The sequence below is a fragment of the Sphingopyxis indica genome, from assembly GCF_900188185.1.
GTDB classification, from domain to species: Bacteria; Pseudomonadota; Alphaproteobacteria; order Sphingomonadales; family Sphingomonadaceae; genus Sphingopyxis; species Sphingopyxis indica.
On record NZ_FZPA01000001.1, the window covers coordinates 816,912 to 829,708 of the forward strand.

12 protein-coding genes are annotated in these 12,797 nt (G+C 65.4%); 8 read left to right on the plus strand and 4 right to left on the minus strand.

Going from position 1 to position 12,797, the window contains the following annotated elements; translation table 11 throughout:
- Positions 1–19: 19 nt before the first annotated feature.
- From CHB69_RS03850 to mazG, 8 genes are all read left to right on the plus strand, one after another.
- Complete coding sequence (locus tag CHB69_RS03850) at positions 20–1,237, plus strand: D-alanyl-D-alanine carboxypeptidase family protein (protein WP_089214590.1); 1,218 nt, start codon at positions 20–22, stop codon at positions 1,235–1,237.
- On the plus strand, positions 1,231–1,860 hold the full coding sequence (tmk, locus tag CHB69_RS03855) for a dTMP kinase (RefSeq protein WP_089214591.1): 630 nt from the start codon (positions 1,231–1,233) through the stop codon (positions 1,858–1,860). Before CHB69_RS03850 ends, tmk begins: the two co-directional genes overlap by 7 nt.
- Positions 1,848–2,822 carry a DNA polymerase III subunit delta' gene (locus tag CHB69_RS03860; RefSeq protein ID WP_089214592.1) on the plus strand — a complete coding sequence of 325 codons (975 nt, stop codon included), beginning with the start codon at positions 1,848–1,850 and terminating at the stop codon, positions 2,820–2,822. The genes tmk and CHB69_RS03860 overlap by 13 nt, the downstream gene beginning before the upstream one ends.
- 172 nt (positions 2,823–2,994) lie before the next feature.
- On the plus strand, positions 2,995–4,572 hold the full coding sequence (metG, locus tag CHB69_RS03865; protein WP_089214593.1) for a methionine--tRNA ligase: 1,578 nt from the start codon (positions 2,995–2,997) through the stop codon (positions 4,570–4,572).
- Positions 4,572–5,348 (plus strand): TatD family hydrolase, encoded by a 777-nt coding sequence (locus CHB69_RS03870; protein WP_089214594.1) that lies wholly within the window; start codon positions 4,572–4,574, stop codon positions 5,346–5,348. Before metG ends, CHB69_RS03870 begins: the two co-directional genes overlap by 1 nt.
- A gap of 13 nt (positions 5,349–5,361) precedes the next feature.
- Positions 5,362–6,129, plus strand: coding sequence for an MBL fold metallo-hydrolase (locus tag CHB69_RS03875; protein WP_089214595.1), 768 nt, complete (start codon positions 5,362–5,364; stop codon positions 6,127–6,129).
- Positions 6,126–6,302 (plus strand): hypothetical protein, encoded by a 177-nt coding sequence (locus tag CHB69_RS20020; protein ID WP_170935423.1) that lies wholly within the window; start codon positions 6,126–6,128, stop codon positions 6,300–6,302. The genes CHB69_RS03875 and CHB69_RS20020 overlap by 4 nt, the downstream gene beginning before the upstream one ends.
- Before the next feature lie 119 nt (positions 6,303–6,421).
- Positions 6,422–7,147 (plus strand): nucleoside triphosphate pyrophosphohydrolase, encoded by a 726-nt coding sequence (mazG, locus tag CHB69_RS03880; RefSeq protein WP_245836491.1) that lies wholly within the window; start codon positions 6,422–6,424, stop codon positions 7,145–7,147.
- Here the strand turns inward: mazG and hflX are convergent.
- The 4 genes from hflX to CHB69_RS03900 all read right to left on the minus strand — a co-directional run bounded on the left by hflX (position 7,125) and on the right by CHB69_RS03900 (position 12,745).
- Complete coding sequence (gene hflX / locus CHB69_RS03885) at positions 7,125–8,465, minus strand: GTPase HflX (protein ID WP_089214597.1); 1,341 nt, start codon at positions 8,463–8,465, stop codon at positions 7,125–7,127. The genes mazG and hflX overlap by 23 nt on opposite strands.
- A gap of 7 nt (positions 8,466–8,472) precedes the next feature.
- On the minus strand, positions 8,473–8,970 hold the full coding sequence (gene hfq, locus CHB69_RS03890; RefSeq protein ID WP_089214598.1) for an RNA chaperone Hfq: 498 nt from the start codon (positions 8,968–8,970) through the stop codon (positions 8,473–8,475).
- Positions 8,971–9,084: 114 nt separating this feature from the next.
- Positions 9,085–10,464 (minus strand): nitrogen assimilation response regulator NtrX, encoded by a 1,380-nt coding sequence (gene ntrX, locus CHB69_RS03895; protein WP_089214599.1) that lies wholly within the window; start codon positions 10,462–10,464, stop codon positions 9,085–9,087.
- Positions 10,454–12,745, minus strand: coding sequence for a sensor histidine kinase (locus CHB69_RS03900; RefSeq protein ID WP_245836493.1), 2,292 nt, complete (start codon positions 12,743–12,745; stop codon positions 10,454–10,456). The genes ntrX and CHB69_RS03900 overlap by 11 nt, the downstream gene beginning before the upstream one ends.
- Positions 12,746–12,797 lie beyond the last annotated feature (52 nt).

The following is a 12,797-nucleotide window of genomic DNA, read 5'->3' on the forward strand; positions in this document are numbered from 1 at the left end:
GCATTCTACACGCCGGATCATGCGGTGGACCATATTAGCGAAAAGCGGGGCGGCTCTGTTCGCAGCGGCGGCTCTGACCCTTGCCCTTCCGGCGACATCGGCGAGCGGCACCGTCGCCCATGCGCCCGCCAGCCGTCCGCTCTATACCACCGCCGCACCCGTCGCGATGCTCAAGGACATGGATTCGGGCGCGATCCTGTTCGAACGCGGCGCTGACAAGCGGTTTGCGCCCGCCTCGATGGCAAAGGTGATGACCGCCTATGTCGTGCTCGATCTGATCGACAGCGGGAAATTGTCGCGCGACGCGATCTTTACGGTCGACCAGAAGACCTATGACAAATGGAACGGCAGCAATGGTGGTTCGACCATGTTCCTGCGCGCCGGCGAAAAAGTCTCGGTCGACGAACTGCTCAAGGGGCTGATCACCGTTTCGGGCAATGACGCGGCGGCGGTGCTGGCGGTGGGCATCGACGGCAGCGAAGAGGTTTTCGTCAATCGAATGAATACAATGGCCAAGCTCCTTGGGATGACGTCGAGCCATTTCGGCACGCCCAACGGCTGGCCCGACGGCGGCGTGACCAAGGTGAGCGCCGCCGATCTGATCACGCTCGCCGACCGGCTGATCCGCGATCATCCCGGCGGCTATGCGCGCTATTTCTCTATACCGCGTCTCCAGCACGGCACGGCGCCCGACGGCACGCCGATCGTCCAGCCGAACCGCAATCCGATCCTCGGCAACATCGAAGGCGCCGACGGATTGAAGACCGGGCATACGAGTGAGGCGGGCTATTGCTTTCTCGGCTCGGCAAAGCGCAATGGCCGACGTCTGATCCTCGTGGTGGCGGGAATGGACAGCGAAAAGGCGCGCCGCGACGAAGCCGAACGGCTGATGCGCTGGGGGTTCGAGGCATGGGAAGGGCGCGAACTCGTCCCGGCGCATGCAAAGGTCGGGCACCTCGACGTCGGGCAGGGCGATGCCCCCACGGTCGCGGCCGAGGCGGCGATCCCGGTGCGAATGACGGTGCCCAAGGGATATGAGGGCGGCTTCCGCGCGACGATGCGCGCCCGCGCGCCGCTGGCCGCCCCGGTCGACAAGGGTGCGCGCATCGCCGAATTGATCGTCACGCCCGACGGCCTGCCGCCGCAGGCGACCCCGCTGCTCGCGGCGAACGATGTGGGGAAGGGCGACGGTTGGGATCGCCTGCGCACTGGCTTTTACCGGCTGACGGGATGGTGACGGGGCGCTTCATCACGCTCGAGGGCGGCGAGGGGGTCGGCAAATCGACCCAGATCGCGGCGCTCGCCGCGGCGCTTGCGGCGCGCGATGTCGAGGTGGTCGCGACGCGCGAGCCCGGGGGCAGCGCGGGGGCCGAAGCGATCCGCGCGCTGCTGATGGAAGGCGCCGACGAGCGCTGGGATGCGCGCAGCGAAGCGCTGCTCTTCGCCGCCGCCCGCGCCGACCATGTCGCGCGCACGATCCGCCCGGCACTCGCGCGCGGCGCGTGGGTGCTCTGCGACCGCTATGTCGATTCGAGCCGCGCCTATCAGGGCGGCGGCGGCGGGATCACCGATGCCGACATCCTCGCGCTGCACGACTTCGGCTCGAAGGGCCTGCTGCCCGATCGCACCTTCCTGCTGACGGTGGGCTCGGGCGAAGCGGCACGTCGGCTCGCATTGCGCGATGCCGCCGGCGCCGATCGCATGGGAAACAAGCCCGCCGACTATCAGGCCCGCCTTGCCGCGCGTTTTGCCGACATGGCGGCGGCCGAGCCCGATCGCTGGCGCGTGATCGACGCCGAAGCGCCCGCGGAAGCGGTGACCGCCGCGATCCTTGCGGAGCTCGAAGCATGGCTGCCCTGATCGGCCATCACGACGCGGAAAAGGCTTTCCTCGACGCGTGGCGCGGCGGGCGGCTCCATCACGCCTGGTTGCTCGCCGGGCCGCAAGGGATGGGGAAGGCGGCGTTCGCCGCACGCGTCGCGCGCTTTCTGGTCACGCATGGCGCGGGCGGCGAGGGCAATGCGGCGACGCTCGACGACCCCGGCGATGCCGCCGCGGCGAAGCTGGTCGATGCGGGCAATCATCCCGAAATCCTGCGGCTCGAACGCCAGGTCAAGGACAAGGGCAAGGATCTGGCGCGCAACATCACGGTCGAACAGGTGCGCGAACTGAAGGGCCGGCTCAACTTCTCGCTTTCGCTTGGCGACTGGCGGGTGATCGTCGTCGACGCGATCGACGATCTCGAGCCCGGCGCCGCCAACGCCTTTTTGAAGACGCTCGAGGAGCCGCCGGCGAAGACGCTGTTTTTGCTCGTCAGCCATTCGCCCGGACGCTTGCTCCCGACGATCCGCTCGCGGTGCCGAACGCTGCGTTTTCAGCCGGTTGAGCGTGACGCCATGACGACATGGCTGCACGAGCTGCGCTCGATGCTCGACATGAGCGAGCTGCGCGCGATCGTTGCCGCGTCGGGCGGCGTGCCGGGGAAAGCGCTCGCGCTGATCGACAGCGACGTCGCGGCGATGGAGAAGAAATTGCTGGCGATCGCGGCCTCGGGCGATCCCGACAACCGGCTCCGCGAAGCACTGGCGAAAGAGGTCGGCGGCGCCGCCAACCGCGCGCGGCTCGAACTCGTCATCGACATCGTCCCGGCGCTGCTGTCGCGCATCGCGCGCGAACGCCCGCTCGCCGAGATCGAGCCGGTGCTCGTTCAGTGGGACCGGGTGCAGCGCACCGTGCGCGACGCGGTGCGCGGCTCCTACGACGGCGCGATGGTCGGGTTCGAAATCGGCAATTGCCTCGCCGAACTGGCACCGCGCCAATAGCGGCCTGGGGGTGGGGAACTTCTGTTTGCTCACCTTCGTCATCCCGGACTTGATCCGGGTTCCAGTCCCCCGGCGCCGGTCCAATGGACCCCGGATCAAGTCCGGCGTGACGAGGAGGGGTTCGGCCATGCAATCCCTTTCCCTTCCACCCGCCAACCGCTAAGGCGCGCGCATGTCCACGGATAAGACCCCTTTCTACATCACCACCGCGATCAGCTATCCCAATGGCCGCCCGCATATCGGCCATGCCTATGAGGCGATCGCCACCGACGTCATGGCGCGCTTTCAGCGCGCGCGCGGCCGCGACGTGCGGATGGTCACCGGCACCGACGAGCATGGGCTGAAGATGTACCAGACCGCGCGCGGCCAGGGGCGGGCGACGATCGACCTTGCCGACGAAATGTCGGGATATTTCCGTGCGATGTATGCCAAGCTGAATATCAGCTATGACCGCTTCATGCGCACGTCCGACCCGGCGCACCATGCGGCGTCGCAGGCACTGTGGCGCGCCATGGCGGCGAACGGCGATCTTTATCTCGACCGCTACGAAGGCTGGTATTCGGTCCGCGACGAAGCTTTTTACGACGAGGAGGAACTCGTCGAAGGGGAAGGCGGTGCAAAGCTCTCGCCGCAGGGCACGCCGGTCGAATGGACCGTCGAGGAAAGCTGGTTCTTCCGCCTGTCGGCCTATCAGGACCGGCTGCTCGCGTTCTACCGCGACAATCCCGATTTCATCCGCCCCGAAAGCCGCCGCAACGAGGTGCTGCGCTTCGTCGAGGGCGGGCTCAAGGATCTCAGCGTTTCGCGCACCAGCTTCGACTGGGGCGTGCCGGTGCCCGATTCGCCGGGCCATGTGATGTATGTCTGGGTCGACGCGCTCACCACCTATCTCTCGGGGCTCGGCTACCCCGATGCGGAGAGCGATTTCGCGCGTTTCTGGCCCGCCGACATTCACATGATCGGCAAGGATATCGTGCGTTTTCATACCGTTTACTGGCCGGCCTTCCTGATGAGTGCCGGCCTGCCGCTCCCCAAACAGGTGTTCGGTCATGGCTTCCTTTTGAACCGCGGCGAGAAAATGTCAAAATCGCTCGGCAATGTCGTCGATCCGATGGCGCTCGCCGAGCAGTTCGGGGTCGACGCGCTGCGCTATTATCTGCTGCGCGAAGTGAGCTTCGGGCAGGACGGCAGCTATTCGGCCGAAGCGATCGTGCGCACCGCCAACGCCGATCTCGCGAACAGTTTCGGCAATCTGGCGCAGCGCAGCTTGTCGATGATTTTCAAGAATTTAGGCGGCGAACTGACGGTCGACTATCAGCCGGCGTCCGACGATGTTTCGCTGATCGACGATATTCTCGACATGGCAGGGACGCGCCTGCCGCGCGAGTTCGAACAGCTCGCTTTCTCGATCGGCATCGAGGACTGGATCCGCGCGGTCTTCGCGTGCAACCAATATGTCGATGCGCAGGCGCCCTGGGCGCTGCGCAAGACCGACCCCGAGCGGATGCGCGCCGTGCTGATGACCCTGTTCCAGGCGGTCCGCACGCTCGCGATCGCGATCCGCCCGGTCGTGCCCGACGCCGCCGACAAATTGCTCGACCAGATGGGCATCGCACCTGATGCGCGCGATTTCGTGGCGCTTGCCGATACCGACTGGTTCGCAAAACTCGCCGCGAGCGGCTTCAAGGTGGGTCAGCCCGTTCCCATCTTCCCGCGCCTCGAACTTCCCGATGGGGAAGGGGAAGCCTGATGCTCGTCGATTCGCACTGCCACCTCAATTACAAGGGCCTCGCCGAGCAGCAGGACGAGGTGCTCGAACGCGCGCGCGCCCGGGGCGTCACCGCGATGCTCAACATCGCGACGCGCGAGAGCGAGTGGAACGAGGTGCTCGCCGCGGCCGAGACCAATCCGGACGTCTGGGCGAGCGTCGGCATCCATCCGCACGACGCCGATCAGCATCCCGATGTCGATACCGCGAAGCTCGTGGAGCGCGCCGCGCACCCGCGCGTGATCGGCATCGGCGAGACCGGGCTCGACTATTATTACGACAAGAGCGACCGCCGTCGGCAGCAGGACAGTTTCCGCCGCCACATCCATGCGTCGCAGCAGACCGGCCTGCCGATCATCGTCCACACGCGCGAGGCCGAGGCCGACACGCTGGCGCTGCTCGGCGAGGAAATGGGGAAGGCGACTTATCCGGGCGTCATCCATTGCTTTACCGCGAGCGACGATTTCGCGCGCAAGGCGCTCGATCTCGGCCTCTATATCTCGATTTCGGGGATCGTGACCTTCAGGAATGCCGCCGATTTGCAGGCGACCGCCAAATGGCTGCCGCAGGACCGCTTGCTGATCGAAACCGACTCCCCCTTCCTCGCCCCCGTTCCGCACCGCGGCAAGACCGGCGAGCCGGCGTTCGTCGCCGACACGCTGGCGTTTCTGGCGGAGCTGCGCGGCGAGGACCGCGAGGCGCTGGCGGAGGCGACGAGCGTCAATTTCTACCGTCTTTTCAACAAGGCGCAGCCATGACGTCACGCGCCGCATGAAGGTACGGATTCTCGGATGCGGCACCTCGTCGGGGGTGCCGCGGATCGGCAACGACTGGGGTGCGTGCGATCCCGACAATCCGCGCAATCTGCGCAGCCGCGCGTCGATTCTCGTTTCGCTCGGTGGCTATCGGCTGCTCGTCGACACCAGTCCCGACATGCGGATGCAATTGCTCGACGCGCGTGTCGGCGAGGTCGATGCGGTAATCTGGACGCACGAACATGCCGACCATTGCCACGGGCTCGACGATCTGCGGCAGATCATGCATTTGCGCCATGGATCGCCGGTTCCGGCCTATGCGCGCGACCATGTGCTCGAAACGCTCAAATGGCGCTTCACTTATGCCTTTGCAGGCAATGCGGGCTATCCGGCGTCGATCGACCCCATCGAACTGCGCGATCATCAGTCGATCGGACCGATCGAAGTCTCGGCGATCGACATGCCGCATGGCCCGATCCTGGCGTCGGGCCTCATCTTCAGCGATGGTGCGCACAGGGTCGGATATGCAACTGATTTTTCAAGATTTACTGATGATATGGTCGAGTTCTTCCAGGGCGTCGACCTGTTCGTGATCGACGCGCTGCGCCGCTATCCGCACCCGACGCACCCGCATCTCGCGATGACGCTCGAAGCGCTCGCGCAGGTCGGCCATCCGCGCGCGATCATCACGCACATGGACAATACGATGGATTATGATGACCTTGCGGGCGAATTGCCGCCGGGCGTCGAGCCGGGCTATGATGGGCTGGAGGTGCAGCTATGACGATGGAAACCGGCGCTGACATGCTGTGGTTTGCAATGGCGTTCACGCTGGTGGTGAGCGCGCTCGTCGCGCGCCGCTTGCCGATGAAGGACTGGCTGAAGATGGGGCTCGCATGGGCCGCGATTTTCGCGCTGGTGTTTCTCGTCATCCGGACGTGGCAGCTGGTGACGTGAGGGCCCCCGAGCTTCGCCATTCCATCGCATATTTAACATAATATATATTATCGGATAGTCCAATGTCTCAGACCGCGAGCGGCTCCCCCCGGTCCCCCATCGATCGATTGCTGGCGATCATGCGCCAGCTGCGCAACCCGGACGGCGGCTGCGAATGGGATCTGGCGCAGGATTTCGATACGATCGCGCCTTACACGATCGAGGAAGCCTATGAGGTTGCCGACGCGATCGCCGGCGGCGATCCTGCCGCGATTTGCGACGAACTCGGCGACCTGCTGCTTCAGGTCGTCTTCCACGCCCAGATCGCAACCGACAAACAGCTTTTCGGCTTCGACGATGTCGCCAACGCGATCTCGGACAAGATGGAGCGGCGCCACCCGCATATCTTCGGCAACGCGCGAACCAGTGACGTGCGCCAGCAATGGGAAGCGATCAAGGCAAGCGAGCGCGCCACCGACGGGCCGCAGAGCGCGCTCGCGGGTGTCGCGCTGTCGCTCCCGGCGCTGCTACGTGCGCAAAAGCTGCAAGGCCGCGCCGCGCGCGTCGGCTTCGACTGGCCCGACACCGAAGGCCCGCGCGACAAGATCGCCGAGGAACTCGCCGAAGTTGCCGGCGCCGACAGCGACGCCGCGCGCCACGAGGAAGTCGGCGACCTGCTGTTCGCCGTCGTCAACTACGCCCGCAAGCTCGGCGTCGATGCCGAAGGCGCGCTGCGCGATGCCAACGCCAAGTTCGCACGGCGCTTTTTCGCAATGGAAACCCAAGCCGGCGGCAGCCTCGACGGCCTGTCGCTCGATGCGCAAGAAGCGCATTGGCAGGCGGTCAAACGCTCGGAACGAAGCTAGCTTCAGGCCACAATCGTTCAAAACGTGCGCGGTCTGCCGGATCGAGGCGCACGGTCAGCAGATGGCCACCATCCTTCGCCTCGTCGGTGAGCACTTCACCGCGCGCGTGGAGCCATGCCATCGCCTCGCCTTGATCGAAGCGCAGCGCAATCCGCACCAATTCGTGCCGCGCGGTCAGTTCGGCCGCCATCAGCGCGCGCGCGGCATCGACGCCCTCGCCGGTTTCGGCCGAGATCACCGCGACGCCACGCCGCCGCGCCGCCATCTCGAGGATCGCCGCACGCCGTTCCGCACTCGCGGTGTCGATCTTGTTCCATATCTCGATCTGCGGGACGGGGCGCACCGCCTCGCCATCCTCCCCTTCCCCCTCGACGACGCCGAGCGCGGTGAGGATGGCGCGCACATCGTCATATTGCGCCTCGGTATCGGGATGCACGATGTCGCGGACGTGGACGATCAGGTCGGCGGTCGTGACTTCCTCGAGCGTCGCGCGGAAGGCGGCGACGAGCTCGGTCGGCAGATCGGAGACGAATCCGACAGTATCGGACAGGATCGCCTTGTCGATGCCGGGGAGGCGGATTTCGCGCATCGTGGGATCAAGCGTCGCGAACAGCATGTCTTCCGCCATGACGTCGCTGCCCGTCAGCCGATTGAAAAAGGTCGATTTTCCGGCATTGGTATAGCCGACCAGCGCGATCACCGGCCACGGCGCGCGTTGACGCTTTGCGCGCTGTAATTGCCGCGTTCGGCGCGCGTCGTCGAGCTGGCGGCGGATGCGCGCCATCCGGTCGCGGATCATCCGGCGGTCGGCCTCGATCTGCGTTTCGCCGGGGCCGCCGAGGAAGCCGAAGCCGCCGCGCTGGCGTTCGAGGTGGGTCCAGCTGCGCACGAGCCGCCCCGCCTGATAGTCGAGGTGCGCGAGTTCGACCTGCAACCGCCCCTCGGCGGTCGCCGCGCGCTCGCCGAAGATTTCGAGGATCAGCCCGGTGCGGTCGATCACCTTCGCGCCGAGCTCGGTTTCGAGGTTGCGCTGCTGAATCGCGGTGAGCGGCGCGTCGACGATGACGAGCTGCGCCTCGCTCGCCGCGACGTCGGGCTTGATCGCCTCGATCTGCCCGACCCCGATCAGCGTCGCAGCGCGCGTCTGACGCAGGCGAAGCGGATGCACCGCGACGACGTCGAGGCCGATCGCGACCGCGAGCCCCTTTGCCTCACCCACACGCGCGTCGAGGTCGCGCGAAAGCCCCTGCCCGTGCCATTCGGGCACGACCAATATTGCGCGGGCGCCGCGCGTCACTTCGCCGACGCTATCGTCCATCGGTTCGTCAGGCGTCCTCGGCCTCGTCGTCGCCATTGTCGGTCAGGTTGACCGGACCATTGGGCTGCACGGTCGAGATCGCGTGCTTGTAGACAAGCTGCACCTGCCGCTCGCGCTCGAGCAGCATGCAGAAGAGATCGAAGGCGACGATGTCGCCCTGGAGCATCACGCCATTGACGAGGAACATCGTCACCGATTCCTCCGACCGGCGCACGGCGTTGAGGAAGACGTCCTGCAATGCCTTGCCCTTGCTCGCCGGCGCGCTGCGGACATCGTCGCCGAGCGCCGCAAGGTCGAAATCGTGCGACGGCATGATCGTCGAGATCGCGTGCTTGTAAACGAGCTGCGACTGGCCGTCGCGGCGCAGCAGCAGCGAGAAATTGTCGAACCAGGTGATGATTCCCTGCAACTTGACCCCCTTGACGAGGAACATCGTTACCGGGGTCTTGCTGCGGCGCAGGGCGTTGAGGAAGAGATCCTGGAGATTCTGGTTCTTGTCGGACACTTTGGCCTCCTGTTCTTGGCGGCATCGCCGCTGGGGGTTCGTTTATCGAACCGCCATTTCATATTGACGACGGCAATATGCTGCAAAGCGCTCCGCACGTCTAGGACAAAGCCGTCACGTTTCGTCCGAAGAGTTTTCGGTCAATCCCAAAAGCTTCAGCTTGCGGTGAAGCGCCGACCGCTCCATGCCGATGAAGGTCGCGGTGCGCGAGATATTGCCCGAAAAACGGTTGATCTGGATGCGCAGATATTCGCGCTCGAAATTCTCGCGCGCTTCCTTGAGCGGGATCGCGGTGATCGATTCGGAGCCCGGCATCATGTCGCTGCCGCCGCGCACCAGCTCGGTGGGCAGCATATCGGCGTCGATGCGCGCGAGCCGGTCGCTCGGCGCGAGAATCATCACGCGCTCGATGACGTTGCGCAGTTCACGGACATTGCCCGGCCAATCATGCGCCTGTAGCGCCGCCATCGCCTCGGCGCTCATCTCGGGCGGCGCGACGCGGCGATCGGCGGCATAGCGGCGGATATAATGATCGCACAGGCTGGCGATATCGTCGCGCCGCTCGCGCAGCGGCGGGATATGCACCGGGACGACATTGAGCCGGTAGTAGAGATCCTCGCGAAAACGCCCCTCGGCGATTTCGGCGGTCAGGTCGCGCGCCGATCCCGAGATGATGCGCACATCGACGCGGATCATCGTGCGGCCGCCGACGCGGGTGAAGCTCTGATCGGTCAGCACGCGCAATATCTTGCCCTGCGTCGTCAGCGGCATGTCGGCGACCTCGTCGAGGAAAAGGGTGCCGCCGTGCGCCTGTTCGAGCAGGCCGACGCGGATCGCGCCGTCGTCGCTTTCGGTCCCGAAGAGTTCGGCCTCGACCGTTTCGGGGTCCATCCGCGCCGATGAAATCACGCGGAACGGCGCGTTCTGGCGCCCGCTCCAGCCGTGGAGGACGCGCGCCGCAACCTCCTTGCCGACGCCGGGCGCGCCGGTGATGAGGACGCGGCTGCCCGTGCCGGCGACGCGTTTCAGCGTCGCGCGGACATTGTTGATCGCACCGCTGTTGCCGGTCAGCTCTTCGGCGGGGCCGGCCTTTTCGCGCAGCTGTTCATATTCGAATTTCAGCCGTTCATTCTCGGTCGCGCGCGCGACGAGGTGGAGCAGCCGTTCGGCCTCGAAGGGCTTTTCGATGAAATCGAACGCCCCGCGGCGGATTGCCGCGACCGCGGTGTCGAGCCCGCCGTGCCCCGAAATCACGATGATCGGCAAGGTGGGGTCGAAGGCCTTGATCGCCTCGACGAGTCCCAGCCCGTCGAGCCGCGAGCCCTGGAGCCAGACATCGACGAGCGCGAGCGACGGGCGGCGCTGGCGGATCGCTTCGAGCGCGGCGTCGCTGTCCGGCGCGGTCCGCGCTTCATAGCCTTCGTCCTCCATGACGCCGGCCACCAGCTCGCAAATGTCGCGTTCGTCGTCGACGATCAAAATATCAAGTGCCATGATCTTCTCTGTCTTGCCGGCTGCGGGTGCGAATCCGTCCCGGCACCGATTCACCTTGCCCCGCTGTTCCCTCCCCGCTTTTGCCGACGAGCGGCCCGAGCCGGTCGGGGTGCAGGGTCAGCGTCACGCACGTCCCCTGCCCCGCCGGATTGTCGGAAAATTCAAGTTCGCCAAAATGTTGCTCGACGATCTTTTGCACGATTGCGAGCCCCAGACCGGTGCCGCCGCGCCGCGTCGTCATATAGGGCTCGGCGATCGCGTCGCGCGCCGCCGGCAGGCCGATACCGTCATCGAGCACCGTGATCCGCACCTCGCCGCGCGCGCCCATATCGAGCTTGGCCTCGATATTCCCGACGGCGGGCGCATCGTCATTTTTCGATTTTTCTTCAATTGCTTCGACAGCATTTTTGACGATGTTGGTCAGCGCCTGCGACAGCAGGCGGCGATCGCAGACGAGCGGTTCGATCTCGTTCGGCGTGCGGACGCTGAAATGAATGTCGGGCTTGGCCACCTCGAACAGGAAGACCGCCTGCTTCAATATGTCGCGCACATCCTCGACCCCGAAGGTCGGCTTGGGCATCCGCGCGAAGCTCGAAAATTCGTCGACCATCCGCCGCATGTCGTGGACCTGGCGGATGACGGTGTCGGTCAGCCTGCGGAATGTCGCCTCGTCGCCCTCCACCTTGTCGCCGAAGCGGCGCTGCAAGCGCTCGGCGGCGAGCTGGATCGGCGTCAGCGGGTTCTTGATTTCGTGCGCAATGCGCCGTGCGACGTCGGACCATGCGGCGCGGCGCTGGTCGAGCAATTGCTGGGTAATGTCCTCGAAGCTGAGCACGAAACCGTCGCCCTGCGCGACCGCCTTGGCGGCGAGCGTCGCGGGTTCGGCGTCGGCGCGCGCGAACTGGACGATCGCCTCATGCTCGTCGCTGTCGATGAGCGCGGCGAGTTCGGGCGCGACGTCGGCAAGCGATTTGCCGGTCAGACTTTCGCCTTCGGTCCCGATCAGGCGCTCGGCCGCGGCGTTGGCGAGCAGTATCCGCCCCTGCGCATCGACCGAGACGACGGCCGAGGTGATGCCCGAGAGCACCGCCTCGATGAAGCTGCGCCGCGTCTCGAGCTGCTGGTTGGCGCTGACGAGCGCACTTGTCTGTCCCTGCAACTGCTCTGTCATCCGGTTGAAGGCGTTGGTTAGAACGGCAATCTCGTCGTCGCGCGCAGGCAAGGGCACACGCACCGACAAATCCCCCCCCGCCGCGGTTCGCGTCGCGCCGATCAGAGTCCCGAGCGGACGGACGATCCGGTCGGCGACGACGATCGCGGCAACGACGGCGAGTGCCAGCAGCAGCAACGACCCAAGGTAGAGCGCGCCGTTGAAACGCACCTGCAGCTGCTGCGAGCGTTCGAACAGATTGTTATAGTCCGCGAGCACGGTGCTGGCACGCTGCGACTGCTGGAAACCGGGGACGTTGAAATCGCGCGAAACATAGAGATAAGCGCGCTGCGACCCCGGCATACGGGTCGTCGCTTCGATCCTTCCCGCGCGCCGGATAACGACGACATCCTCTCCAGCATCGAGCCGTGCGATGACTTCTTTCGAAAGCCGACTTTTGGCATCGCGATTGTCCGGGTCGATCATCGCGGCCGTGCGTGCGACACCGTCGTCGCCGACCTCTATGATCGCGGATTCATTGAGGTTTCGGGACAGGACCTGCAAATAGAGATAGTTGACAAACTCGCGGCTGTCGATCGGAACCTGCGTAAGCTTGCTGACCAGATCGCCGGCCATCGCGGCCGCATTGTCGCCGACTTCGCGCTGGTTTTCCTGATAATAGCCCTCGGCGAGACTCGCGGCATTTTCGAACATGCCGCGCGAGCGGTCGGAGAACCAGAAATCGACCCCATATTGGAAGAGCAGCGAGGCGAAGATCACAACGAGCAAGGTCGGCACCGCCGCGAGCAAGGAAAACAATGCGACGAGTCGGACGTGCAACCGGCCGTTTCCGCCACCCATGGTACGGCCGGCGCGCGCGCGCGCGACGCGGCTGCCGATCAGCACGATCAGCGCCATCGCGGGCACGAGGTTCGCGATCATGATCGCCGCGACGAGCGCGGGGGTTAGCAATCGCTGGCTCTGCGCGTCGCCGGTCACGAAGATATAGGTCGCGATCCCGATGCTGAGGATCAGCGCGAGCGTATAATATTCGGGCGCTGCAAAGCGCCACACCCGCGCGGGCTGTTCGTCGGATGCGTCGTCGAAAACCAGAGGAGCGGATTGCGCCATTGTGGCTTCGATACGACAAAGCTGTTGCATAGAAAACACACAATATGCGCTT

What these genes read in the sequence shown, in the direction of transcription:
- CHB69_RS03850 (WP_089214590.1), top strand. Translation starts at nt 20, where the DNA reads ATGCGGTGGACCATATTAGCGAAAAGCGGGGCGGCTCTGTTCGCAGCG.
- tmk (WP_089214591.1), top strand. Translation starts at nt 1,231, where the DNA reads ATGGTGACGGGGCGCTTCATCACGCTCGAGGGCGGCGAGGGGGTCGGC.
- CHB69_RS03860 (WP_089214592.1), top strand. Translation starts at nt 1,848, where the DNA reads ATGGCTGCCCTGATCGGCCATCACGACGCGGAAAAGGCTTTCCTCGAC.
- metG (WP_089214593.1), top strand. Translation starts at nt 2,995, where the DNA reads ATGTCCACGGATAAGACCCCTTTCTACATCACCACCGCGATCAGCTAT.
- CHB69_RS03870 (WP_089214594.1), top strand. Translation starts at nt 4,572, where the DNA reads ATGCTCGTCGATTCGCACTGCCACCTCAATTACAAGGGCCTCGCCGAG.
- CHB69_RS03875 (WP_089214595.1), top strand. Translation starts at nt 5,362, where the DNA reads ATGAAGGTACGGATTCTCGGATGCGGCACCTCGTCGGGGGTGCCGCGG.
- CHB69_RS20020 (WP_170935423.1), top strand. Translation starts at nt 6,126, where the DNA reads ATGACGATGGAAACCGGCGCTGACATGCTGTGGTTTGCAATGGCGTTC.
- mazG (WP_245836491.1), top strand. Translation starts at nt 6,422, where the DNA reads ATGCGCCAGCTGCGCAACCCGGACGGCGGCTGCGAATGGGATCTGGCG.
- hflX (WP_089214597.1), bottom strand. Translation starts at nt 8,465, where the DNA reads ATGGACGATAGCGTCGGCGAAGTGACGCGCGGCGCCCGCGCAATATTG.
- ntrX (WP_089214599.1), bottom strand. Translation starts at nt 10,464, where the DNA reads ATGGCACTTGATATTTTGATCGTCGACGACGAACGCGACATTTGCGAG.
- CHB69_RS03900 (WP_245836493.1), bottom strand. Translation starts at nt 12,745, where the DNA reads ATGGCGCAATCCGCTCCTCTGGTTTTCGACGACGCATCCGACGAACAG.